Source organism: Streptomyces sp. NPDC001714, assembly GCF_042892755.1.
Lineage (GTDB): Bacteria > Actinomycetota > Actinomycetes > Streptomycetales > Streptomycetaceae > Streptomyces.
This window is the reverse complement of the sequence record NZ_JBIAUL010000008.1, coordinates 369,201-393,764: the sequence shown is the minus strand read 5'-3', so window position 1 is coordinate 393,764 and position 24,564 is coordinate 369,201. Positions and strand designations below refer to the sequence as shown.

The 24,564-nt window shown below is 72.5% G+C and carries 21 protein-coding genes; 18 read left to right on the top strand and 3 right to left on the bottom strand.

What is annotated here, in order from left to right; genetic code table 11:
* The first annotated feature begins 115 nt into the window (after window positions 1-115).
* The 5 genes from ACFY0P_RS23585 (at window position 116) to ACFY0P_RS23565 (ending at window position 6,887) form a co-directional block, all read left to right on the top strand.
* Window positions 116-1,696 carry a PucR family transcriptional regulator gene (locus ACFY0P_RS23585; protein WP_388916317.1) on the top strand — a complete coding sequence of 527 codons (1,581 nt, stop codon included), beginning with the start codon at window positions 116-118 and terminating at the stop codon, window positions 1,694-1,696.
* A 155-nt stretch (window positions 1,697-1,851) separates the two neighbouring features.
* On the top strand, window positions 1,852-2,694 hold the full coding sequence (locus ACFY0P_RS23580; protein ID WP_388916314.1) for a nitrilase-related carbon-nitrogen hydrolase: 843 nt from the start codon (window positions 1,852-1,854) through the stop codon (window positions 2,692-2,694).
* 105 nt (window positions 2,695-2,799) lie between these two features.
* Entirely contained in the window at window positions 2,800-4,203 is a 1,404-nt protein-coding gene (hydA, locus tag ACFY0P_RS23575; protein ID WP_388916311.1) for a dihydropyrimidinase, read from the top strand.
* Between the two features lie 11 nt (window positions 4,204-4,214).
* Entirely contained in the window at window positions 4,215-5,234 is a 1,020-nt protein-coding gene (locus ACFY0P_RS23570) for a TIGR03842 family LLM class F420-dependent oxidoreductase (protein WP_388916308.1), read from the top strand.
* 132 nt (window positions 5,235-5,366) lie between these two features.
* On the top strand, window positions 5,367-6,887 hold the full coding sequence (locus ACFY0P_RS23565; protein WP_388916305.1) for an NCS1 family nucleobase:cation symporter-1: 1,521 nt from the start codon (window positions 5,367-5,369) through the stop codon (window positions 6,885-6,887).
* A 37-nt stretch (window positions 6,888-6,924) separates the two neighbouring features.
* Here the strand turns inward: ACFY0P_RS23565 and ACFY0P_RS23560 are convergent, their stop codons facing one another.
* On the bottom strand, window positions 6,925-7,608 hold the full coding sequence (locus ACFY0P_RS23560; RefSeq protein ID WP_388916302.1) for a hypothetical protein: 684 nt from the start codon (window positions 7,606-7,608) through the stop codon (window positions 6,925-6,927).
* Window positions 7,609-7,865: 257 nt separating this feature from the next.
* A complete protein-coding gene (locus tag ACFY0P_RS23555; protein WP_181809448.1) occupies window positions 7,866-8,132 on the bottom strand; it encodes a GlsB/YeaQ/YmgE family stress response membrane protein in 267 nt (88 codons plus the stop codon).
* A gap of 268 nt (window positions 8,133-8,400) precedes the next feature.
* Between ACFY0P_RS23555 and ACFY0P_RS23550 the strand changes: the two genes are divergently transcribed.
* The 11 genes from ACFY0P_RS23550 to ACFY0P_RS23500 all read left to right on the top strand — a co-directional run bounded on the left by ACFY0P_RS23550 (window position 8,401) and on the right by ACFY0P_RS23500 (window position 20,788).
* Window positions 8,401-8,763 carry an ArsR/SmtB family transcription factor gene (locus ACFY0P_RS23550; RefSeq protein WP_388916299.1) on the top strand — a complete coding sequence of 121 codons (363 nt, stop codon included), beginning with the start codon at window positions 8,401-8,403 and terminating at the stop codon, window positions 8,761-8,763.
* Window positions 8,764-8,999: 236 nt separating this feature from the next.
* A complete protein-coding gene (locus ACFY0P_RS23545; RefSeq protein WP_388916296.1) occupies window positions 9,000-10,703 on the top strand; it encodes an LCP family protein in 1,704 nt (567 codons plus the stop codon).
* 102 nt (window positions 10,704-10,805) lie between these two features.
* Window positions 10,806-12,602, top strand: a complete 1,797-nt coding sequence (locus tag ACFY0P_RS23540) for a gamma-glutamyltransferase family protein (RefSeq protein WP_388916293.1) — start codon at window positions 10,806-10,808, stop codon at window positions 12,600-12,602.
* A 131-nt stretch (window positions 12,603-12,733) separates the two neighbouring features.
* On the top strand, window positions 12,734-13,582 hold the full coding sequence (locus ACFY0P_RS23535) for an inositol monophosphatase family protein (RefSeq protein WP_388916291.1): 849 nt from the start codon (window positions 12,734-12,736) through the stop codon (window positions 13,580-13,582).
* A gap of 84 nt (window positions 13,583-13,666) precedes the next feature.
* Window positions 13,667-15,076 (top strand): phytoene desaturase family protein, encoded by a 1,410-nt coding sequence (locus ACFY0P_RS23530; RefSeq protein ID WP_388916288.1) that lies wholly within the window; start codon window positions 13,667-13,669, stop codon window positions 15,074-15,076.
* A complete protein-coding gene (locus tag ACFY0P_RS23525; RefSeq protein WP_388916285.1) occupies window positions 15,073-15,582 on the top strand; it encodes an O-acetyl-ADP-ribose deacetylase in 510 nt (169 codons plus the stop codon). Before ACFY0P_RS23530 ends, ACFY0P_RS23525 begins: the two co-directional genes overlap by 4 nt.
* A 67-nt stretch (window positions 15,583-15,649) precedes the next feature.
* A complete protein-coding gene (locus ACFY0P_RS23520) occupies window positions 15,650-16,636 on the top strand; it encodes a YhjD/YihY/BrkB family envelope integrity protein (RefSeq protein ID WP_388916282.1) in 987 nt (328 codons plus the stop codon).
* Window positions 16,637-16,710: 74 nt separating this feature from the next.
* Window positions 16,711-19,374, top strand: a complete 2,664-nt coding sequence (locus ACFY0P_RS23515; protein WP_388916279.1) for a LuxR C-terminal-related transcriptional regulator — start codon at window positions 16,711-16,713, stop codon at window positions 19,372-19,374.
* Between the two features lie 129 nt (window positions 19,375-19,503).
* On the top strand, window positions 19,504-19,701 hold the full coding sequence (locus ACFY0P_RS23510) for a hypothetical protein (protein WP_388916276.1): 198 nt from the start codon (window positions 19,504-19,506) through the stop codon (window positions 19,699-19,701).
* Window positions 19,702-19,828: 127 nt separating this feature from the next.
* Window positions 19,829-20,305 (top strand): SHOCT domain-containing protein, encoded by a 477-nt coding sequence (locus ACFY0P_RS23505; RefSeq protein ID WP_388916273.1) that lies wholly within the window; start codon window positions 19,829-19,831, stop codon window positions 20,303-20,305.
* Window positions 20,306-20,338: 33 nt separating this feature from the next.
* Window positions 20,339-20,788 (top strand): hypothetical protein, encoded by a 450-nt coding sequence (locus ACFY0P_RS23500; protein WP_388916270.1) that lies wholly within the window; start codon window positions 20,339-20,341, stop codon window positions 20,786-20,788.
* A 216-nt stretch (window positions 20,789-21,004) separates the two neighbouring features.
* Here ACFY0P_RS23500 and ACFY0P_RS23495 read toward each other — a convergent pair whose 3' ends face one another.
* Window positions 21,005-21,925: a LysR family transcriptional regulator gene (locus tag ACFY0P_RS23495; RefSeq protein WP_388916267.1), complete on the bottom strand. Its 921-nt coding sequence runs from the start codon at window positions 21,923-21,925 to the stop codon at window positions 21,005-21,007.
* A gap of 160 nt (window positions 21,926-22,085) precedes the next feature.
* On the opposite strand from ACFY0P_RS23495, the gene ACFY0P_RS23490 reads away from it, so the two are divergent.
* Together ACFY0P_RS23490 and ACFY0P_RS23485 are read left to right on the top strand one after the other, a co-directional pair.
* On the top strand, window positions 22,086-22,976 hold the full coding sequence (locus ACFY0P_RS23490) for an SDR family oxidoreductase (protein WP_388916264.1): 891 nt from the start codon (window positions 22,086-22,088) through the stop codon (window positions 22,974-22,976).
* A gap of 112 nt (window positions 22,977-23,088) precedes the next feature.
* Complete coding sequence (locus ACFY0P_RS23485) at window positions 23,089-24,558, top strand: AlkA N-terminal domain-containing protein (RefSeq protein ID WP_388916413.1); 1,470 nt, start codon at window positions 23,089-23,091, stop codon at window positions 24,556-24,558.
* Window positions 24,559-24,564 lie beyond the last annotated feature (6 nt).

The window sequence follows — 24,564 nt, the reverse complement described above, 5'->3', positions numbered from 1 at the left end:
CTAAAGGGGCGCTGGTGCAGCCCTCTGCTTTTCAGGGGCGCGGGGAACTGCGTGACAAGCCCCCACCGGCCCGCAGCCTCCGAACGCACCACACCCGACCAAGGGACCACGCAAGATGACCGCCACTTGGGATCCCCCGAACACCACAGACCCCATACTGTCGGTCCGCCAGATCCTCGCGCTGGAAAGGGTCCTGGCCGGCGACCCCGAGGTGGTGGCCGCCGCCGCCCACCTCGACCGCCCCGTCCGCTGGGTGCACGTCGCCGAGGCTCCCGACGTCGGCGTCATGCTCACCGGCGGCGAGATGGTCCTCACCACCGGCGTCCTGCTCGCCGGCGACGAGCACAAACAGGCCGAGTACATCCAGTCCCTGCACCGGGCCGAGGCCGCCGCGGTCGTCCTCGGCCTCGGCCGCGCCTTCCCCGCCCCACCCGACGCCATGCGCCGCGCAGCGGACCGCTGCGGCCTCCCCCTGGTGGTCCTGCACCGCCCCTTCCCCTTCGCCGAGCTGACGGAGGAGGTCCAATCCAGACTGGTCCGGCGGAAGTTCGCCGCCGTCAGCCTCTCCGAGTCGGTCCGTACCGCCCTCACCGGCCTCATCACGGCCGGCGCCCCCCTCCAGCGGCTCCTCGACGAAGTCGCCGTGCACAGCGCCTGCCCGGTCGTCGTCACCAACCTCGCGCACCGGGTCCTCGCCACCGCGGGGGAGCGGTCGGCGGTCGACGACGTGCTGCGCGACTGGGAGCGCATCGCACGCCAGGCCGGCGGCAGCGCCGGCGACGGCTGGATCCGCGCCGAACTGGCCGGCCGGGGCGAGCGCTGGGGCCAGATCGTGCTCTGCGGCTACCGCGGTGACACCGTCACCGGCCGGCTCCTGGCCGACCGTGGCGCCGAGGCCCTCGTCCTGCACCGCATGCTCGGCGGCGGCTCCGCCCACACCTGGGAGGAGCAGTCCGCGCAGAGCCTGCTGACCGACCTGGTCTCCGGGGTCGTACCGGCCCGCCAGCTGCTGCCCAGGGCCCGGGCGGCCGGTCTCCCCGTCAACCGACGGACCTTCGTCCCCCTCGTCGTACGGGACGCGGAACCCGCCCAACTGGAGCGGATCCTGCGCCTGCTGGGTCTGCCCGGACTCGTCGCCGAACTCACCGAGCGCACCACCGCCGTCCTCCTCAGCCTCGCCCGCGACCAGGACGCCGACGCCCTCGCGGCGCACTTCGCCGTCCGGCTGCACGGCGAGTCGGCGGGACCCCGGGCGGTGGTCGCCGCGGCGGGCGCCCGTACCGTCTGGGACGACGTGCCGGTCGGCCTGCGCGAGGCCCAGCACGTCGCCGACGCGGTCGCCGACACCGCCGCCGTCCTCGACCTGCCGGCCGTCGTACGCCTCAAGGACGTCCACCTGCGCGGCCTGATCCGGCTGCTGCGGGACGACCCGCACGTCCAGTCCTTCGCCGAGCGGGAGCTGGACGGACTGCTGTGCGGAAACGCAGCCGACCAGGACCTGCTCGGCGTCCTGCGGACCTACCTCGCCACCGGCCGCAACAAGTCCCGCACCGCCCAGCTCCACCACGTCTCCCGCCCGGCGCTGTACCGCCGACTGGAGGCGATACAGATCCGGCTCGGCGTCGACCTCGACGACTTCGAGCAGGCGGCCTCCGTGCACATCGCACTTCTCGCGCACGACGCGCAACAGCAGTGAAACATGCGACGACCTGGGAAAACGGCGGTGAAACATGGGCCGACGGCAGCGTGACACGGTGGCACGCCGGGCGCCCGCAGACGTGACACGGTGCAACTCAAACAGGACTTCCGGGCTTTCTAGCCTTCTGGCACACCGAGCGACCGGAGGTCCCGATGAGCCGAGTGATTCGTGCCGCCCTCTTCCAGACCGCCTGGACCGGCGACAAGGAGTCGATGATCCAGGTCCACGAGCAGGCGGCCCGCGACGCGGCCGCGCAGGGCGCCCAGGTCCTGTGCTTCCAGGAGCTGTTCTACGGGCCCTACTTCTGCCAGGTCCAGGACAAGGCCTTCTACGAGTACGCCGAGCAGGTCCCGAACGGCCCGATCGTCCAGCGCTTCCAGGCCCTCGCCCGCGAACTGGGCCTGGTCCTGATCCTGCCGGTGTACGAGGAGGAGCAGCCCGGCGTCCTCTACAACACCGCCGCCGTGATCGACGCCGACGGCTCGTACCTCGGCAAGTACCGCAAGCACCACATCCCCCAGGTCCCCGGCTTCTGGGAGAAGTTCTACTTCCGCCCGGGGAACGCGGGCTGGCCGATCTTCGAGACGGCCGTCGGGAAGATCGGCGTCTACATCTGCTACGACCGCCACTTCCCGGAGGGATGGCGGGCGTTGGGCCTCGGCGGTGCCGAGATCGTCTTCAACCCCTCCGCCACCTCGCGCGGACTCTCCCGCTACCTCTGGCAGTTGGAGCAGCCGGCGGCGGCCGTGGCCAACGAGTACTTCGTCGGAGCGATCAACCGGGTCGGCGTGGAGGACCTCGGCGACAACGACTTCTACGGGACCTCCTACTTCGTGGACCCGGAGGCCCAGTTCGTCGGCGAGGTCGCCTCCGACAAGGAGACCGAACTCGTCGTCCGCGACCTGGACCTGGCCAAGCTCCGCGAGGTCCGCGACCGCTGGCAGTTCTTCCGCGACCGCCGCCCGGACGCGTACGGCCCGCTGACGGCGCCGTAAGCGCGCCCCTTAGGGGCGCTGGGGTACCCCCGGCCGCAGGCTGGGGGAGGAACTGCGCGACCAGCCACCGTCGGACCCGCACATGACCACGAAGGAGAGGACCCCATGACCGGCCGGACAGTAATCCGTGGCGGACTCGTCATCACCGCGTCCGACGAGATCCACGCCGACGTCCTGATCGAAGACGGCCGCATCGCCGCCCTCGCGGCGACCGGCACCCCCGCCGCCGAGGCCTTCACCGCCGAGCACACCATCGACGCCACCGGCAAGTACGTCATCCCGGGCGGTGTCGACGCCCACACCCACATGGAGCTGCCCTTCGGCGGCACCTTCGCCTCCGACACCTTCGAGACCGGCACCCGGGCCGCCGCCTGGGGCGGTACGACCACCATCGTCGACTTCGCCGTGCAGAGCGTCGGGCACAGCCTGCGCGAGGGCCTCGACGCCTGGCACGCCAAGGCCGAGGGCAACTGCGCCATCGACTACGGCTTCCACATGATCGTCTCCGACGTGAACCAGGAGACGCTCAAGGAGATGGACCTGCTGGTGGAGGAGGGGGTGACCTCCTTCAAGCAGTTCATGGCCTACCCGGGCGTCTTCTACTCCGACGACGGCCAGATCCTGCGCGCCATGCAGCGCTCCGCCGAGAACGGCGGCCTGATCATGATGCACGCCGAGAACGGCATCGCCATCGACGTGCTCGTGGAACAGGCGCTGGCCCGCGGTGAGACCGACCCCCGTTACCACGGCGAGGTCCGCAAGGCCCTGCTCGAAGCCGAGGCCACGCACCGCGCCATCAAACTCGCCCAGGTCGCAGGCGCGCCCCTGTACGTCGTGCACGTCTCGGCCATGGAAGCGGTCGCCGAACTGGCCCGGGCCCGCGACGAGGGGCTCCCGGTCTTCGGTGAGACCTGCCCGCAGTACCTCTTCCTGTCCACCGACAACCTCGCCGAGCCCGACTTCGAGGGCTCGAAGTACGTGTGCAGCACCCCGCTGCGCCCCAAGGAGCACCAGGCCAAGCTCTGGCAGGGCCTCAGGACCAACGACCTCCAGGTCGTCTCCACCGACCACTGCCCCTTCTGCTTCGTCGGCCAGAAGGAACTCGGCCGGGGCGACTTCTCGAAGATTCCCAACGGCCTGCCCGGCGTCGAGAACCGCATGGACCTGCTCCACCAGGCCGTCGTCGACGGGCACATCACGCGCCGCCGCTGGATCGAGATCGCCTGCGCCACCCCGGCCCGGATGTTCGGCATGTACCCGAAGAAGGGCACCATCACCCCGGGTGCCGACGCCGACGTCGTCATCTACGACCCCCATGCGGAGCAGATCGTCTCCGCCGAGACCCACCACATGAACGTCGACTACTCGGCGTACGAGGGCAAGCGCCTCACCGGCCGGGTCGAGACGGTCCTCTCGCGCGGCGAACCCGTCATCACCGAGCGGGAGTACACCGGACACGCCGGGCACGGCGTCTACACCCCGCGCTCCACCTGTCAGTACCTCAACTAGGAGAGGCGCCCATGGACTTCGGACTCGTCCTGCAGACCGACCCGCCGGCCTCCCGGGTCATCAGCCTGATGAAACGGGCCGAACGCAACGGCTTCCGCTACGGCTGGACCTTCGACTCCGCCGTGCTCTGGCAGGAGCCGTTCGTGATCTACAGCCAGATCCTCGCCAACACCAGCAAGCTGACGGTCGGGCCGATGGTCACCAACCCGGGCACCCGCACCTGGGAGGTCACCGCCTCCACATTCGCCACCCTCAACGACATGTTCGGCAACCGCACGGTCTGCGGCATCGGCCGCGGCGACTCCGCGATGCGGGTGGCCGGCCGCAAGCCCAACACCCTCGCCCGGATCAGCGAGGCCATGAAGGTCATCCGCGCCCTCGGCCGGGGCGAGGAGGCCGACCTCGGCGGGACCGTCGTCAGGTTCCCGTGGATCAAGCCGGGCGCCGAACTACCGGTCTGGATGGCCGCGTACGGCCCGAAGGCCCTGAAGATGACCGGGGAGGAGGCCGACGGGTTCATCCTCCAGCTCTCCGACCTCTACCTCACCGAGTACATGGTCAAGGCGGTGAAGGACGCGGCCGTGGCCGCCGGACGCGACCCGTCCGAGGTGAGGATCTGCGTCGCCGCCCCCGCCTACGTCACCGAGGACGACTCGCCCGAGGCCCTCGCCCACGCCCGCGACCAGTGCCGATGGTTCGGCGGCATGGTCGGCAACCACGTCGCCGACCTGGTCGCCAAGTACGGCGAGCACTCCGCCGCCGTACCCGACGAACTCACCGACTACATCAAGGCCCGCCAGGGCTACGACTACTCGCACCACGGACGCAGCGGCAACCCCGACACCGAGTTCGTGCCCGACGAGATCGTCGACCGCTTCTGTGTCATCGGCCCGGCCGAGAAGCACATCGAGAAGCTGAACGCCCTGCGCGAGCTGGGCGTCGACCAGTTCGCCGTCTACGACATGCACGACGCGCAGGAGGCCACCATCGACGCGTACGGGACGAAGGTCATCCCGGCCGTCAACGGCTAGCCCCTCCTGGCAGTTGGTCTCCCCCTTCCCGCCGTCCCGGGAAGGGGGTCAGGGCGCACCCCACACGCGTACCCCCCCCGGCCCCGCCCGCACTGGCCTTTCCCGTCCCACCTCACCCCGATTGGCCTGCCCATGACCGACACCGCTCCCTCCGCCATACCCCTGTCCGGTCAAGTCGCCCTCCCCGACGGGCGTGTGGAGCTCACCCCGGGCTCCCCGCCGCCGAGTGGTCCGTACGCCAACGAGGACCTGCTGCCGGTCCCCGTCGCCAAGCGCATCTGGACCACGTACAACTTCTCCGCGCTCTGGGTCGGCATGGCCCACAACACGGCGTCCTGGACCCTGGCCTCCGGGCTCATCGCGGTCGGCATGGACTGGAAACAGGCCGTGTTCACCATCGCCCTCGCCAACCTGATCGTCCTCGTCCCGATGCTGCTCACCGGGCACGCCGGACCCAAGTACGGCATCCCCTTCCCGGTCTTCGCCCGTGCCTCCTTCGGCGTGCGGGGCGCCAACCTCCCCGCCGTCGTACGGGCGTTGGTGGCCTGCGGCTGGTTCGGCATCCAGACCTGGATCGGCGGTGAGGCCATCTACTTCCTGGCCGGGAAGCTGATCGGCGACAGCTGGGCGAACGCCTCGCACATCGGCGGCTACGCCTGGACCATGTGGCTGTCGTTCGCGCTCTTCTGGGTCCTCCAGGTGGCGATCATCTACCGGGGCATGGAGACGATCCGCCGCTTCGAGAACTGGGCCGCGCCCTTCGTCCTGGTCGGCGCGGTCGTGATGCTGGTCTGGATGAGCAACAAGGCCGGCGGTCTCGGCCCGCTCTTCGACCAGCCCTCCAAGCTCGGCTGGGGCGGCGGCTTCTGGAAGATCTTCTGGCCGTCCCTGATGGGCATGATCGGCTTCTGGTCGACGCTGTCGCTGAACATCCCCGACTTCACCCGGTACGGCAAGAGCCAGAAGGCGCAGACCTGGGGCCAGGCCCTCGGCCTGCCCACCACCATGACCCTCTTCGCCTTCCTCTCCGTGCTGGTGACCTCCGGCTCGCAGGCCGTGTACGGGCAGCCGATCTGGGACCCGGTCCAGCTGGCCGCCAAGACGGACAACGTGGTCGGACTTCTCTACGCCCTGGTCACCGTCCTCGTCGCGACGCTCTCCGTGAACATCGCGGCCAACCTGGTCTCGCCCGCCTTCGACTTCTCCAACATCGCGCCCCGGAAGATCAGTTTCCGCACCGGCGCCCTGGTCACCTGCTTCCTCGGCGTGCTGATCTTCCCGTGGAAGCTGTACTCCGACCCGCAGGGCTACATCTTCACCTGGCTCGGCCTGGTCGGCGGTCTGCTCGGCACGGTCGCCGGCATCCTCATCGCCGACTACTGGATCCTGCGCCGCACCCGCCTCGACCTGACCGACCTGTACCGCACGGGCGGCCGTTACTGGTACGACGGCGGCTGGAACTGGCGGGCGGTCGTCGCCTTCCTCGTCGGCGGCATCCTCGCGATCGGCGGCGCCAGCTTCAAACCGCTGATCGACGGGCGGCCCGTCCCGGCCCTGTCCTCGCTCGCCGACTACGGCTGGGCGGTCGGCCTCGGCACGTCCCTGGTGCTGTACCTGGGGCTGACCCTGCTGGTGCGGCCCAAGGAGGCCTGACAGAAGGAGGCGTGCGCACGGAGGGCGGCCAGTCCGGCTACTGGCTGCCCTTCAGCGCGGTCACCGCGGCCTTCGCGGCCTGGATGGCGCCCTTGTTGATCACGTCCGTGCTGGGCGCCTTCTTGTTCTCGAAGTCGCTGCCGTTGTAGGTGACGACCACCAGCGCGTTGGAGACCTGGGCCATCACCACGCCCTCGCGGGTCTGCTGCTTGTCCTCGGTGGTGAGGTTCACGACCGAGTAGCCGTTGTCGCCGAGCCCCGGCACGGCCCCGCCGCCGCTCTTCTCGGTGACCCGGTCCTTGTACTCCTTCGCGGCCGCCGCGTTCGTGTCCATGATCTCGAAGGAGACGTCGAGCCAGCGGTAGTCGTACCCCTTGAGCGCGTTCCAGGAGCAGGTGCGGCGCAGCTTGGTGTCCGTGGAGGGGATCTCCTTGCCGGCCGTCTTCGCGCCGGGCACCAGCGACTTGATGGTGGCCACCGGGATGCTCCCGCAGGGGGCGGGGGCGGCGGAGTACGCCTTGGTGGCGGCCGTGGACGCGGAGGACGTCGACGGGTCGCCGCCCGCCGACTGGCCGGCCGACTGCTGGGCCGAGGTGTCGCCGGAGGCGCCGGCGGACGTCGTCGTGTCCGGGCCCGACGCCATCACCCAGCCCGCACAGGCGAGCACGGCGACCGGCGTCAGGCGCGCGGTGAGGGCGAGCGGCAGTGGAAGAGAACGCAAGTCGCACTTCTCGCTGGGGGACGGTGTGCGGAGGAGTCCACACTGCGGACGGGACGCCAGTTTCACACGAGTCCCTGTGGGGCGGAAGTGGAATCGGTGCCTTGCCTGTGGGGCGGCCCCGGCGCCCCGTTGACGGCGGCCGGGGGCGTCCGCCTACATCCGGAATGTCGTGCGTCCCCGGTCCCTGTACATCCGGAATGTCGTGACTGCATCCGGCCCCGAGGGTGACCGGAGTCACCGTCGGGCCCGTCCGGTACTCAGTCGCGCGAGTTGCCGAACAGCAGCCGGTAGCCGACGAGGAGGACCAGGGAGCCGGCGATCGCGGCGCCCCAGGTGTAGAGGTCGAAGAAGTGCTTCTCCACCGGGCGGTCGAGGAAGCGGGAGGAGAGCCAGCCGCCCACGAAGGCGCCTGCGATGCCGATGAGGGTGGTGCCGATCAGGCCACCCGGGTCGCGGCCGGGCAGCAGGACCTTGGCGATGGCTCCGGCGAGGAGACCCAGGACGATCCAGCCGATGATGCCCACGTTCGTTGTCCTCCAGTGCGCGTGCTGCTCCGTGAATGCCGCCGCTCCTCGGGGTGCCGCCCCGTTGAGTTGCGTTGTTGCGCAAGCTTAGGAACGGGAGCGGCCGCCCGATACGCCTGACGTCGAGCCGTCGATGATCTGTCACCCGCTCATGACAATGCGGGGAACAGGTGGAGGACATTGCGGGGAGGCCGTCCGGGAAGCGGTGACCGTGCGCCTACACTGAGTGGGCGGCTGTGCGGAGGCTGTGACGGGGAGGGAGTGGGCTGTGGCGGAGAACACCGATGGCTTCACCGACCCCTCCGACGGGGTGCTGGCGGAGGCGGCCTCGGTGTTCGGGCTGCTCGCCTCGCCGGCCCGGCTGCACATCATGTGGGCGCTGTCCCAGGGCGAGAGCGACGTGACGCGCCTCGCCGACCGGGTCGGCGGGGCCCTGCCTGCGGTCAGCCAGCACCTGGCCAAGCTCCGGCTGGCCGGTCTGGTGCGGTCCCGGCGGGAGGGCCGGCGGCAGGTCTACTACGTGGACGATCCGGACATCGTGACCGTCGTGCGGGTGACCGTCGGACAGCTGACCGCGCGCTCGCACCAGGCTCCGGTGCCGGTGCGGCGGTTGTACGAGGCCGGTGTCTGACCGGGCGGACAGGGGCCGGGGCGCGGGAGCGGACGGCGGGTGTGTCCTGGAGGTTTCATGAGATGCCTCACCTGTGAATTCGGGTGGGGCTTGTGCTGTCGGGGCTGTGGGTTTGTTAGATTGCGCAATCACGCAACCCAAATGGGCTCACCTCGCGGCTGCCCGTACCCCGCCGCGTAAGCCCGACCTGCCCGACCGTACCCGCAGACGGACCCGACCGTTCATGGGAGTGGAAGATGACCGACCCGTGGGACGGCCCGGGGGGCCAGGCCACACGCAGCCGCACCGACCGGGTGCCCGGACAGCGTGGGCCCCTGCCCGACGGGACGCGGCCGACCGGCGGCCGGGCCGCCGCCCGGCAGGCGGCCAGAGCCCGCGGCGGCAGGGGCTCCCGGCGGGCGAAGACGGCGGGCCGCGGCAAACGGGTCCTGAAGATCCTGGGCCTGTGCACGGCCGTCCTGGTCCTGGTCACGGCCGGCGCCGGCTGGTGGTTCTACCAGCACCTCAACGGCAACATCAACAGCGTCTCCCTCGACGGCAAGGGCGGCACCGAGAAGGCGGACGCGTTCGGCCGCACGCCGATCAACATCCTGGTGATCGGCTCGGACGCGCGGACCAGCAAGACCGACTGCAAGCTCGGCGGCGGCTGCTCCCAGACCGGGGTGCAGACCGGCAACGGCAACGCGGACGTGGAGATGGTCGTCCACATATCCGCCGACCGTTCCAACGCGACGGTCATGAGCATCCCGCGCGACACCATGGTCGACGTCCCGGCCTGCAAGGACAGTTCGAGCGGCCAGTCCACCTCCGGCTACTACGGCCAGGTCAACAGCGCCCTCCAGTACGGCGCCGCCTGCCAGGTCGCCACCATCCACCAGCTCACCGGCGTCCCCATCGACCACTTCGTCAAGCTCGACTTCTCCGGCGTGGTCAAGATGTCCGACGCGGTCGGCGGTGTCTCCGTGTGCGTCAACCACAACGTGTACGACACCTACTCGCACCTGAAGCTGTCCAAGGGCAGCCACACCCTCAAGGGGCAGGCCGCGCTGGAGTTCGTCCGCTCCCGGCACGGCTTCGGTGACGGCAGCGACCTCGGCCGTACCGTCTCCCAGCACATCTTCCTCAGCGCGATGATCCGCAAGTTCAAGAGCGCGGGCACCCTCACCGACCCGGCCGCGGTCTACAAGCTCGCCGACGCGGCCACCAAGGCGCTGACGGTGGACGACGACCTCGACAGCGTCAAGAGGCTGATCTCGCTGGCGGCCGACGTGAACAAGGTCCCCACCAAGCGGATGACGTTCACCACCATGCAGACCGCGCCCGACCCGAACAACAGCAACCGCGTGGTGGTCGGCGCCGGCGCCAAGGACCTGTTCGCCACCATGGCCAACGACCAGTCGCTGACCACCAGTTCGGGCAAGAAGTCGTCGGCGGCCTCGGCGACCGCGAGCGCGAAGCCGACGGCCACCGCGACCGTGCCCGCCGCCCAGATCGCCGTGACCGTCGAGAACGGCACCGACATCACGGGCCGCGCCTCCGCCGTCGCGAACTCCCTGATCTCCCAGGGCTTCAGCACCGGCACCAGCACGGCCAACGCCCCGAACTCCGCGACCACGACCACCCTGACCTACGGCAGCGGCGACAAGGCCCAGGCGCAGACCGTCGCCAAGGCCCTGGACATCCCCGGCTCGCACATCAAGTCGGGCAGCGGCACCGGCGTCACCCTGGTGATCGGCAGCGACTGGAGCAGCGGCACCTCCTACCCGGCCAGCTCCGGGGACACCAAGGCGGCCGTCTCCAACGCCAACGCCTCGACCGCCGACGACTCCAAGACCTGCGCCAAGGTCAGCCAGTACAAGACGGTCAGCCTCAACGGGATCGCCATGACACCGTCCCAGGCGTACGCGGCGGCGACGAACAAGCCCGACTCGGACAAGTGACGGGGAGAGGCGAGCCCCCGGACGGGGGTTCGCCTCGCCACGGCCGTGAAAGCATGTAACCGCCAGACACCTGGCCCGGCCGTGCGCACAGCGAGGTGACAGATGCAGTTCACCACCCGTCCCACCCTCCAGGGCACCTTCGGCATGGTGTCGTCCACGCACTGGCTGGCCTCCCAGTCGGCGATGGCGGTCCTGGAGAACGGCGGCAACGCGTACGACGCGGCCGTCGCCGGCGCCTTCGTCCTGCACGTGGTCGAGCCGCACCTCAACGGACCGGCCGGCGAGGTGCCGATCCTGCTCGCCCCGGCCGGCGGCGAGGTACGGGTGCTGTGCGGGCAGGGCGTGGCCCCGGCCGGCGCGGGCGTCGCCCACTACCGGGGGCTCGGCCTGGACCTCGTCCCCGGCACAGGTCCGCTGGCCGCGGCCGTCCCCGGCGCCTTCGACGCCTGGCTGCTCCTGCTGCGCGACCACGGCACCCGGCCGCTGGACGAGGTCCTCAAGTACGCCATCGGGTACGCCGAGCACGGGCACCCGCCCGTGGAGAACGTCGGCGCCACGGTGGAGAGCGTCCGGAAGCTGTTCGAGACCGAGTGGACGTCGTCGGCGGAGCTCTACCTGCCCGGCGGCCGGGCACCCCGCCCCGGCGAGCTGTTCCGCAACCCCGCCCTCGCCGCCACCTGGAAGCGGCTGCTCGCCGAGACCGCGGGCGCCGGGGACCGGGCGGCCCGGATCGACGCGGCCCGCGAGGTGTGGCGCACCGGCTTCATCGCCGAGGCGCTGGTACGGCAGGCCGCCCGCCCCACCATGGACACCAGCGGCACCCGGCACACCGGCACCCTGACCGCCGCCGACCTCGCCGGCTGGTCCGCGAGCTACGAGAGCCCGGTGTCGTACGACTGGAACGGCTGGACCGTCTGCAAGGCGGGCCCCTGGAGCCAGGGCCCGGCACTGCTCCAGCAGCTCGCCCTGCTGCCGCCCGAACTGCCGGCGTACGGCTCGGCCGACTACGTCCACCTCCTCGTCGAGGGCTGCAAGCTCGCCATGGCCGACCGCGAGGCCTGGTACGGGGACGCGGCCGAGGTACCGCTCGCCGAGCTGCTCTCGGACGCGTACAACGCCGGGCGGCGGGACCTGATCGGCGCCAAGGCCTCGGACGAGCTGCGGCCGGGCAGCCCCGGCGGGCTCCTGCCCCGGCTGCCCGGGTACGCGCGCGTGGAGGCCACGAAGAGCGCCGCCTTCGACCCGCTGGGCGCCGGCGAGCCGACGGTCGCGCAGGTCGCCGCCGACGGCACCACCCGGGGCGACACCTGCCACCTGGACGTCGTCGACCGCTGGGGCAACATGGTCGCGGCCACGCCGAGCGGCGGCTGGCTCCAGTCCAACCCCGTCGTGCCCGAGCTGGGCTTCCCGCTCGGCACCCGGCTCCAGATGGCCTGGCTGGAGGAGGGTCTGCCCAACTCCCTCACCCCGGGCCGGCGCCCCCGCACCACCCTCACCCCGTCCATCGCCCTGCGCGACGGCGTCCCGGTGCTGGCCTTCGGTACGCCCGGCGGCGACCAGCAGGACCAGTGGCAGCTGCACTTCTTCCTCGCCCTCGCGCTGCGCGGCGAGGTCCGCGGCGGCCTCGACCTCCAGGGCGCGATCGACGCCCCGAACTGGCACAACGACAGCTTCCCCAGCTCCTTCTACCCCCGCGGCCGCCGCCCAGGGAGCGTGACCGTCGAGTCCCGCACGGACCCGGAGGTCGTGGCGCAGCTGCGGCGGCGCGGCCACGACGTGACGGTCGGGCCGGCCTGGTCGGAGGGACGGCTGTGCGCGGTGGCGCGGGACCCGGAGACCGGAGTGCTGTCGGCGGCGGCCAACCCGCGCGGGATGCAGGGCTACGCGGTGGGACGCTGACGCCGACGCGCTGACCTGGTACGTCCGGCGTCGGCCCGGCGACGGACGGCACCGCCTGTTCGTCCGCATTCCACGCGCCGTACATCCGACCCGTGGGGATTGTTGTCAGTGGCGCGTGCTCTCATGGAGGCATGATCGAAGCAACGGAGACCATCGACGAGTTTCTCCTTCAGCACGCCGGTGACGTCGAGGACGCCGTCCGCAAGGCCGCCCGGACCGAGATCCTGCCCCGCTGGCGCCGGCTCGCCGACCACGAGGTCGACCAGAAGAGCGGCCCGCACGACCTGGTGACGGACGCCGACCGGCTCGCCGAGCGGTATCTCACGGCGGAGCTCGGCGCCCTCCTGCCCGGCTCCGTCGTGGTCGGCGAGGAGGCGGTGCACGCCGACCCGGAGACCTACTACGCGCTCCAGGGCGACGCGCCGGTGTGGATCGTCGACCCGGTCGACGGCACCCGCCAGTTCGTGCGCGGCGAGGACGGCTTCTGCACGCTGGTCGCGCTCGCCCACCGGGGCGTCCTGCTCGCCTCCTGGACCTACGCCCCGGCCCGCGAGCAACTCGCCACGGCGGTACGGGGGAAGGGCGCCTTCCTCGACGGCGAACGGCTGCTCGCCGGTGCGCCCGAGGCGGGCCGGGACCTCCGCGTGGCCACCTCCCACCCGGACTACACGACCGACGCGCAGAAGCGCGCGCTGTTCCCGCTGTGGACCGAGGGTGTCGCCCCGCGCGCCTGCGGCTCCGCGGGCCTGGAGTATCTCGCCGTCGCCCGGGGCGAGTTGGACGCCACCGCGTTCTCCTGGGAGGCCGCCTGGGACCACGCGGCCGGGCTGCTGCTGGTCGAGGAGGCGGGCGGCGCGCACCTCACGATCGCCGGCGAGCCCTTCCGGATCACGGGCGACAACGCCCTGCCCTTCACCGCGGCCCGCGACGCCGCCACCGCCCACCGGATCGTGGACCTGCTGCTGAACCCGCACTGGTGACCCGAGCGAGGGGAGTGTCAGTCCCCCGGCATATCCTGAAGCCGAGTGGCCATCGGCTGACGAAGGGGTCCGAAGGTGCCGTCGATGCTCGATGCGGTCGTGGTGGGGGCGGGGCCGAACGGCCTGACGGCCGCCGTGGAGCTGGCCCGGCGCGGCTTCTCCGTGGCTCTCTTCGAGGCGCGGGACACCGTGGGGGGCGGCGCCCGCACCGAGGAGCTCACCCTCCCCGGCTTCCGGCACGACCCGTGCTCCGCGGCCCACCCGCTCGGCATCAACTCGCCGGCGTTCCGCGCCCTGCCCCTGGAGCGCTACGGCCTCAAGTGGCTGCACGCGGACCTGCCGATGGCACACCCCTTCCCCGACGGCCGCGCGGCGGTCCTCGCCCGCTCCGTCGCCGAGACGGCGGCCTCCTTCGGACCCCGTGACGCGGGCACCTACCGCAGGCTGGTCGAGCCGTTCCTGCCCAAGTGGGACACCCTGGCCCGGGACTTCATGTCCCTGCCGCTGACCGCGCTGCCGCGCGACCCGGTCACCCTCGCCCGGTTCGGCCTGGCCGGGCTGCCGCCCGCCACCCTGCTGTTGCGCCGCTTCCGCGACGAGCGGGCCCGCACCCTCTTCGCGGGACTCGTCGCCCACGTCATGGCCCCGCTCAGCGGCTTCGCCACCGGCGCCGTCGGCCTGGTCTTCGCGCTCGCCGCGCACGCCCGCGGCTGGCCGGTGGCGGCAGGCGGCTCCCAGGCCATCTCCGACGCCCTCGCCGCGTACCTGAAGGACCTCGGCGGCGCGATCCACACCGACTACGAGGTCAAGCGCCTCGACGACCTGCCGCCCGCACGGTCGTACGTCTTCGACACCTCGCCCACCGCCCTCGCCCGCATCGCCGGCCTCGGCAACTACTACCAGGACTACCGGTACGGCCCGGGCGTCTTCAAGATCGACTACGCGCTGGACGGGCCGGTCCCCTGGACGGCACCGGAGGCCCGCCGCGCCGGGACCGTGCAGATCGGCGCGGACAGCGCGGAGATCGGCACCGCCCTGCGCGCCGCCGCCCGCGAGGGCCGCGCCCCCGACCGGCCGTTCATGATCACCGTCCAGCCCAGCGTGGTGGACCCGAGCCGCGCCCCCGAGGGCAAGCACGTCTTCTGGGCGTACGCCCACGTGCCGAGCGGCTGGACCGGCGACCTCACCGAGGTGATGGAGCGTCAACTGGACCGCTTCGCCCCGGGGTTCCGCGACCGGGTGCTGGCCCGCGCCACCGCCGGACCCGCCGAACTCGCCGCCCGCAACGCCAACTACGTCGGCGGCGACATCGGCACCGGCGCGGTCTCCGGCCTGCAGATCATGCTGCGCCCCAAGCTCTCCCTGTTCCCGTACGGCACCCCGCACCCCGCCGTCTTCATCTGCTCCTCGGCCACCCCGCCGGGACCGGGCGTGCACGGCATGTCGGGGCACAACGCGGCGAAGGCCGTGTGGAGGAGGTTGCGACAGTCATGACCCGTATCACCCTCGTCCAGGGCGACATCACCCGGCAGAGCGTCGACGCGATCGTCAACGCGGCCAACTCCTCCCTGCTCGGCGGCGGAGGCGTCGACGGCGCCATCCACCGCCGCGGCGGCCCCGCCATCCTCGAGGAGTGCCGCAAGCTGCGCGCCGGGCACTACGGGAAAGGCCTGCCCACCGGCCAGGCCGTCGCCACCACGGCCGGCGACCTCGACGCCCGGTGGGTCATCCACACCGTCGGTCCCGTGCACTCCAAGAGCGAAGACCGTTCCGGCCTGCTCGCCTCCTGCTACCGCGAGTCCCTCAAGCGCGCCGACGAACTCGGCGCCCGCACGGTCGCCTTCCCCGCCGTCTCCACCGGGATCTACGGCTGGCCGATGGACGACGGCGCCCGGATCGCCGTAGCGACGGTCCGGGAGGCGGACACGGCCGTCGAGGAGGTGCGGTTCGTGCTCTTCGACGAGCGTGCCTACGACGCGTTCGCCCGGCAGCTGCCCTGACGGCACGGCACGGGGTGCCGTCGCACCGCCCGCCCCGCACCCTGGACGGCAGGGAAAGGAGCAGGCGATGCCGACCAGCGGGCGGAGGCCGCACAGCGGGTCCCGGTCCGGTGCGTCCCGGTCGGGTACATCCCGGTCCGGTGAGTCCCGGTCCGGTGAGTCCCGGTCCGGTGCGTCCCGGTGGCGTGAGCGGTCCGCACACCTGACCGCGGCCGCGAAGACCGCGCACCGGAGGGCGGAGACCCGCTTCCCCGTCGTCATCCACCTGGCCGACCGCATGGTGTCCGTGAACATCTTCGACACCGCCACCCGCCTGGCCGCCCAGTGCTTCCTGACCGCCGTTCCGCTGCTTTTCGTCTTCGCCGCCTACGCCCCACCGGTCGTCCGCGACCAGCTGCTCCACTCCCTGCGCTCGGTGTTCGGACTGTCCGGCCCGGTCGACACCGGAATCCAGGAGTTGATGCAGCCCCCGAACGAGGACCTGCGGCAGACCACCGGCGTGGTCGGCGGCCTCATGGTGCTGATCTCGGCCACCGCCGTCAGCCGGGCCGTGCAACGGCTGTGCAAACGCGCCTGGGAGATCCCCAGGGCCGGCACCCGGATCGCCCCCTGGCGCTGGGTGGCCTGGCTCGGCCTGTGGATCGGTGTCCTGCTCCTGGAAGGCACCCTGCACAACGGCTTCGGCCTGGGTGTCTGGCTGGGCGTCCCGGTCACCCTCGTCTGCCAGACCGGCCTGTGGTGGTGGACGCAGCACCTGCTCCTCGGCGGCCGGATCGCCTGGCGGCCCCTGCTGCCCGGCGCCCTGCTCACGGCGGCCGCCCTCACCGCCCTGACCGCGACCGCCCAGCTGTACATGCCGCTGACGCTCGACCGCACCGTGGCCGAGTACGGCCCCGTGGGCTCGGTGTTCGTGCTCCTGTCCTGGCTGATCGTGGTCTGCCTGGTCGCCACCGTCAGCGTCAGCACCGGCGCGGTCATCGCCCAGGAGCCGTTCCTCGCCGCCCGCCTCGGCAGCCCGCCGCCCCGCCGTGACCTGGACGCCCGGAGGCCCTGACGCCCTGCGCGGCAGCGGCAACCCTGGGATCCTGATCAGGTGGAGTGCCGACCACGGCCGACCGGACACGGGAGGTGATCTCTGTGGCCGCGAGGGACGACAGCACACGGGGACCGGCCCTCGGGTACGCCGACCCGCTGGGGGAGCCGTTCCTGCGCACCCGGTTCGCCGTGCCGGCCAGACCTGCCACGTTCGTCCGCAGACCCAGGCTGACCGCTCACCTCGACCAGGCCCTCGAGACGCCGCTGACCATGGTGAACGGCTCGGCCGGCGCCGGCAAGACACTCCTCGTCGCCGACTGGGCGGCCCGGCTCGGACAACCGGTCGCCTGGCTCACCAACGAGGCGGGCGACCAGGGACCCGGCGTGTTCTGGGCCCATGTGCTGCACGCTCTGCACACCGCCGGAACACCGCTGCCCGCCGGGATCGGCGGCTCTCCCGGGGACCTCCGCATGGTGGACCACCGGCTGCTGGCCCGCCTCGCCGACGAGCTGAACGGACGCGACCGGCCCGCGATCCTCGTCCTCGACGAGTTCGACCGGCTGGCCGCCCCGGAGACCGCCGAGCAACTGGAGTTCGTCCTCCACCACGCCGGACGGGGACTGCGGCTGATCCTCGTCACCCGCACCGAACCCCTGCTGCCCCTGCACCGCTACCGGGCGGCGGCGGCCATGACCGAGATCAGGAACCAGGAGCTGGCCTTCACCCCGGAAGAGGCGGCCGACCTGCTGGCCCGGCACGGCCTGCGGCTGCCCGCCGACGCCGCCCGCGCCCTGGTGGAGCGCACCCGGGGCTGGGCGGCCGGACTGCGGCTCAGCGCCCTGGCCGCCCAGCAGAGCGCGGATCCGGAGACGTACCTGAAGGATTTCGAGGCCGGCCACAGCACCATCGCCGACTTCCTCCTCGCCGAGGTGGTCGGGCGGCAGCCGCCCGAGACGCAGGACCTGCTGCTGCGCGTCAGCGTCCTGGACCGGTTCGGCCCCGAGCTGGCGGAGGCGCTGACCGGCCGCCCCGACGCCGGTCCGCTGCTGGCCGGGCTGTGCCGGCAGAACGCCTTCGTCGAGGACCTCGGACACTCCTGGTACCGGCTGCATCCGCTGTTCGGGGAGATCCTCCGGGTCCATCTGCGGGCGCGCTCCCCGGGACTCGAACCCGAACTGCACCGGCGCGCCGCGTGGTGGCTGCGGGCTCACGGCGCCGTACCCGAGGCCCTCGCCCACGGAGCGGCGGCGGCCGACTGGGAGTGCACCGCGGGCGCGCTCGTCGACGACCTGGCGATCGGCAGGCTCCTCACCGGCCTGCGTGCCGACGACCTCACCGAGCTGTTCTCCGCCATGGGCCCGGAGGCCACCGGTGCCGCCGTGGACCTGGTGCGCGCGGCCCGCGAGCTGGCCGAGCAGGACCTCGACCACGGTCTGGCCCACCTCGGCCGCGCCGAGGAGAGCCCGGTCACCGGTGCGAGCGCCGCCACTGCCCGGCTGAGCTGCGTGCTCCTGGAGTCGCTGGCGGCCAGGCTGACCGGTTCCCCGGGCCGGGCCGAACAGGCGATGGCCGCGGCCGTCCGCCTGCGCCGCGAGGTGCCCGCCCCCCTCCTGGCCAGGCATCCCGAACTCACCGCCCTCCTCCTCACGCATCTGGGCTCGGCCCGGGTGTGGGCCGGGCACTTCGACGAGGCGCGTGCCGCCCTGACCGAGGTGGCCGAGCTGCCCGGCGCCGCCCTGACCGAACTGCCCCGGGAGGACTGTCTCGGGCACCTGGCGCTGATCGACTTCTTCGACGGCCGGCTCGACCGCGCCGAGCGCCAGGCCCTGGCCGCGACGGACGCGACCCGGCACTGCGGCGGACGCCCGTTCCCCGGCGCCGGGCTCGGGCAGCTGGTGCTGGCCGCCGTGGCCGTCGACCGCGACGAGCTGGAGCGGGCCCGGGCCCTGCTGGACGAGGCCGCCGAGTCCGGCCCCGGTCCCGGCGCGCCCGACCCGGTGACCGAGGCGTGCCGCGCCCTGGCGACGGGCCGGCTGCGGCTCGCGCTCGGCGACCCGGCCGCCGCGGCGCACGCGGCCGACCCGGCCTTGCGGACGCAGGTGACCTCGCCGTGGGCACGGGCGAACGCGGCCCTGGCCGCCGCGGCCGCCCTGCTCGCCGAGGGCCGGACCGGCACCGCCGCCAAGGTGCTGGACGGGATCGACGGCCCGCACGGCCCCGTGTGTGCCGCGGAGGTGGCGTGGGCGCGGCTCGCCGCAGGCCACCGCGAGGAGGCCGTGGAGACGGCCGACCGGTTGTGCGCGGACGGCCGGGCCGGCCCCGGCGTGACGGTCCGGGCCACCCTGGTGCGGGCCCGCGCCGCGGCCGAGGCCGGTGACATCGGCACCGCCCGCAAGCTGCTCGCCAGAGCACTCCTGGAGGCACGCCGGGACCGGCTGCGCCGCCCGTTCCTCGACGCCGGGCCGGGGATCCGCCGCCTCCTGGACACCCCGCCGCTGCACGGCCTGGCCGCCGGCTGGCTCTACGGCGACGGCCCCGGCGCCGATCCACCGCCGCTGCTCGTCGAGGAGCTGAGCGGACGTGAGCGCGAGGTGCTCGGCCGGCTGGCGCAGATGATGTCCACCCAGGAGATCGCCGCGGATCTGTACGTCTCCGTGAACACGGTGAAGACGCACCTGAAGAGCATCTACCGGAAACTCGGCGTGGGCCGGCGCGGCGACGCGGTACGCCGGGCACGCGAGCGCGGACTGCTCTGACCGCTGCCCGCGTGGCCCCGGCCGCTGCCCGCCGCAGCCCGGTTCACCTGCGCCGGGTGAGGCCGGCGGGCGGCCGCGGCGGCAGGATCACGGGACAGACCGCAGCAGACCCGCGGCGGGAGACGGCTCATGCGCTACGAGATCCGTGTCGAAGGGACCATGTCGGAGACGCTGACCCGGGCCTTCCCGGAGATGGAACACGTGACGATGTCCGACCAGACGGTCCTGTTCGGCCCCGTCGTCGACGAGGCGCACCTCTACGGCCTGCTGAACCGTTGCCTGTCACTGGGGCTGCGGGTCGTGGAGATGCGGCGCCTGCCGGAGTGACAGGGCCGCGGTTCGAAGGAGCGGCGCACGATCACCCGCGCCGGGTGAGGAACCCCGGCGCCCGGCGTGCGCACGCTGGGACGGCAGGGCGCGGCCGACCGGCCGGCGCCGTGGACGGAGGACGTACATGAGTGCGCAGACCTACCTCGCATACGACTATCCGCTGCTGAGCGCCTTCTGGACGATGTTGTGGCTCTTCCTGTGGATCATGTGGCTCGTCCTGCTGTTCCGGGTCATCGTGGACATCTTCCGCGACGACTCGATGGGCGGCTGGGCCAAGGCCGGCTGGCTGGCCCTCTGCATCGTGGTCCCCTTCCTGGGCGTCCTCGTCTACGTGATCGCCCGCGGCAAGGGCATGGGGCAGCGGGAGATCGCCCAGGCCCGCGACCAGCAGAAGGCCTTCGAGTCGTACATCCGGCAGACCGCCAAGGGCGGTGCCGGCCAGACCAGCAGCGTCGACGAACTGGCCAAGCTCTCCGAGATGAAGTCCCGCGGGGACATCTCGGACGAGGAGTTCCGCAAGGCCAAGGCACTGGTCCTGAGCGACTACGGGCCGGCCGAGCGCTCCGGCTCCGGCTCGGTGCCCACCGCCCACGGGCGCTGAGCACCCCCTCCGAGAACGAATCGAGGCAGCCGTATGACCGCCACACATCCCGCGCACCACCCGCGCCAGCACACCGCCAAGATGGCGTGGGCCGGAGGACTGACCGCCTTCGCCGCCGTCATGCTCCTGATCGCCGGACTGCTCGCGGTGTTCCGGGGCATCATGGCGATCGCCCAGGACGACGTCTTCGTCACGACCCCCAACTACGTGTTCAAGTTCGACCTCACCAGCTGGGGCTGGATCCACCTGGTCCTGGGCGTGATCGCGGTGGTCGTCAGCATCGGCCTCTTCCAGCCGGCCGCGTGGGCACGCGGCGCCGGGGTGGCCATCGCCGCGCTGGTGATCATCGCCAACTTCCTGTCCCTGCCGTACTACCCGGTCTGGTCCGTCGTGATGATCGCGGTGTCCGGATTCATCATCTGGGCGCTGTGCGTGGCGCGCGGCGACGACACCGCGGACACCGCGGACACGCGCGTGGGCTGACGGGCCGTGCCGCATCCGGCGTGCAGGACCGCACAGAGCGCCGCGCGAGCCCGCGCGGCGCTCGCTCACACCGGGTCCCGCACGATGATCCGCGCCGGCGCCGGTACCAGCCCCAGCGCGGTGCGCGCGGGTCGTCGGTCGGCACGAAGCCGACCGTGGCGCGCGAGACGCCGCCGGCGGCGGCCACGTCGTTCAGCGTGACTCGCCCGGATCCGCTCATCGAGCCGCCCCGGCCCTCGTGTCCGGTCGACCGGACCGGGCCGCGCCGGACGGCACCAGGTGGGCCTCTGCCGCGCGTCGGAACGCCGGGAACAGGGGATGCCGGTCCCCGGCCCGGGTGGCGAGGACCACCTGGAGGGGATCCGCGTCCTCGACCGGGACGACGACGATGTCCGGCCGCAGGTTGCCGCGGAACCCGGCCGGCGCCAGGGACACCACCTCGCCGCTCGCGACCAGCTCCAGTTTGTCCTCCAAGGTCTCCACCAGGGCGCCCAGGTTGGTGTGGCCGGGGGGATTCGCGCCGATCCGGTCGGCACCGGTGAAACGGGGGAGCGGCTCGTCGGCGAAGTCGGCGAGGGTGACCGACTCCTTGCCGGCCAGCCGGTGGCCGATCGGCACCAGGAGGACGCGCGGCTCGTCGTAGAGGACCGTGATGTCCAGGCCGTCGGCGGCGAACAGGAACCGGGTCACCACCACGTCGACCCGGTGGTCGAGGAGCGCGCCGCGCGGTTCGTTCCAGTCCACGTGCAGGGAGCGGACGTCGGCCTCCGGGTGGCGGTGGCGCAGCTCGCGGACGGCCGGGGTGATGATCTGGTGGGTGGTGTAGCCGACGGTGAACAGGCCGTGCGCGGCGGCCGAGCGGGCGCTGGCGGCGGCCCGGGCGGCGGTCCGCAGCAGCTCCCTGGCCTGCGGCAGAAAGGTCTCGCCGGCGTCGGTGAGCCGGGTGCCACGCGGGGTGCGGTCGAGCAGCCGGACGCCCAACTCGCGCTCCAGTCGCCGGATCTGACGGCTCAGCGACGGCTGCGCGAGATGCAGTGCGTCGGCCGCGCGGCCGAAGTGCAGCTCCTCGGCGACCACGGTGAAGTAGCGCACCAGGCGCAGCTCCAGGTCCACCGGCGGTACGAAGGAATCGGGCACGCCTCGACTCTACTCCCGGCCCCCCTGCTCCCGCCGCCGTGAGCTGCGGTCATGACCGCACGGGCATCACCGGGTACGGAACAGGTCTTGGACCCGGCCTCGGAGCCGGGCGCACGCTGGGGCCATCCAAGAAGTCGCACTCTCCCTGAGGTGATGTGTCATGCGTGTGTTCGTCACCGGCGCCACCGGGTTCGTCGGCAGCGCGGTGGTCCGCGAACTGCTCGGCGCCGGCCACCAGGTGCTCGGCCTCGCCCGCTCGGACGCGGCCGAGGCGGCCCTGAAGGAGGTGGGAGCGGAGGCGTACCGCGGCGACCTGAACGACGTCGAAGGGCTGCGGGCGGCTGCGGGAGCGGCGGACGGGGTTGTCCATACGGGATACAACCACGACTTCTCCGACATGCCCGGTGCTCTCCGTACCGAACTCGATGTGCTGACGGCCCTCGGTGAGGCGCTCGCCGGGTCCGGCCGGCCCCTGGTCGTCACCTCTGTGACCGGCCTCCTCGCCCCTGGACGTCTCGGCACCGAGGAGGACACGCCCGACCCCGCGGGCCCCGGCGCCCACCGGGCCGAGGCGGAACGCTCCGCCCTGGCCCTGGCCGGCCGCGGGGTGCGGGTGTCGGCGATCCGGCTCCCCCAGGTGCACGGCGCGGGCGACCACGCCTTCGTCCCGTTCCTGATCGGCGTCGCCCGCGACAAGGGCGTCGCCGCCTACCTGGGGGACGGCACCAACCGCTGGTCGTCCGTGCACCGTCTCGATGCCGCCACCCTCTACCGCAAGGCCCTGGAGACGGCCCCGGCCGGGGCCGTGCTGCACGCGGTCGCCGACGAGGGCGTTCCGCTCCGCGACATCACCGAGGTCATCGGCCGCCGCCTCGACGTGCCGGTCGTCTCCCTCGCACGGGAGGAGGCGTCCGATCACTTCGGCTGGATGACGGCCTTCGTCGGCAACGACAACCCCACGTCCGGCGCCGCCACCCGCGAGCGGTACGCCTGGCGGCCCGCACAGCCGGGCCTGCTCGCCGACCTCGACCAGGACCACTACTTCGGCTGACGGCCGTAGCACCCCAGGTCCTCGGGGTCTCGGAGGTCAGGGCACCTTCGTGTCGGATTTCCGCCAGCATCGGCCACATCCGGTGGTCGATGCTGGACCCATGCAGAACGGGATGCACCTCGACCGAGAGCACTGCGTACGGGCCGTGCAGTCGAAGGACGCGCGGTTCGACGGCTGGTTCTTCACGGCCGTCCTGACCACCCGCATCTACTGCCGGCCCAGTTGCCCGGTGGTACCGCCCAAACCCGGGAACATGACGTTCTACCCGAGCGCGGCCGCCTGTCAGCAGGCCGGGTTCCGCGCCTGCAAGCGGTGCCGCCCCGACACCAGCCCCGGTTCCCCGGAGTGGAACCAGCGCGCCGACCTGGTCGCCCGCGCCATGCGGCTGATCGCCGACGGGGTCGTGGACCGCGAGGGCGTACCCGGCCTCGCCGCCCGCCTCGGCTACAGCCCCCGGCAGGTCGAACGCCAGCTGCTCGCCGAACTCGGCGCCGGCCCGCTGGCTCTCGCCCGGGCCCAACGCGCCCAGACCGCACGCCTGTTGATCGAGACGACCCCGCTGCCGATGGCGGAGATCGCCTTCGCGGCCGGCTTCTCCTCGATCCGCACCTTCAACGACACCGTCCGCGAGGTCTTCGCGCTGTCCCCGAGCGACCTGCGTGCCAGGGCCCCGAGGAAGAGCACCTCGAACACCCCCGGAGCGCTCTCCCTCCGGCTGCCCTTCCGCGCCCCCCTCAACCCCGACAACCTCTTCGGCCACCTCGCGGCCACCGCCGTACCCGGCGTCGAGGAGTGGCGGGACGGCGCCTACCGGAGGACCCTGCGGCTGCCGTACGGCCACGGCATCGCCGCCCTCACCCCGAAGCCCGACCACATCGCCTGCCGGCTCACCCTCAGCGACCTGCGGGACCTGCCCGTCGCCATCAGCCGCTGCCGGCGGCTGCTCGACCTGGACGCCGACCCGGTCGCCGTCGACGACCAGCTGCGCACGGATCCCCTCCTGGCGCCGCTGGTGGACAAGGCGCCGGGGCGCCGGGTGCCGCGCACGGTCGACGAGGCGGAGTTCGCCGTCCGGGCCGTGCTGGGCCAGCAGGTCTCCACGGCCGCCGCCCGCACCCACGCGGCCCGCCTGGTCACCGCCCACGGCACCCCGGTCGACGACCCCGAGGGCGGCCTCACCCATCTCTTCCCGTCCCCCGAGGCGCTCGCGGACGTACCCCCGGACTCCCTGGCGATGCCCCGCACCCGCCGCACCACCTTCACCACCCTCGTCGGCCAACTCGCCGACGGCACCCTCCACCTGGGTGTCGAGAGCGACTGGTCCGAGGCGCGCGCCCGGCTCCTCGCCCTTCCCGGCTTCGGCCCCTGGACCGTCGACGTCATCGCCATGCGCGCCCTCGGCGACCCCGACGCCTTCCTCCCCACCGACCTCGGAATCCGGCGCGCCGCCCAGGAGCTGGGCCTGCCCGGCACCCCGGCCGCCCTCTCCGCCCGCGCGGCGGCCTGGCGCCCCTGGCGGGCCTACGCCGTCCAGTACCTGTGGGCGACCGACAGCCACCCGATCAACTTCCTGCCCGTATAGGCACGT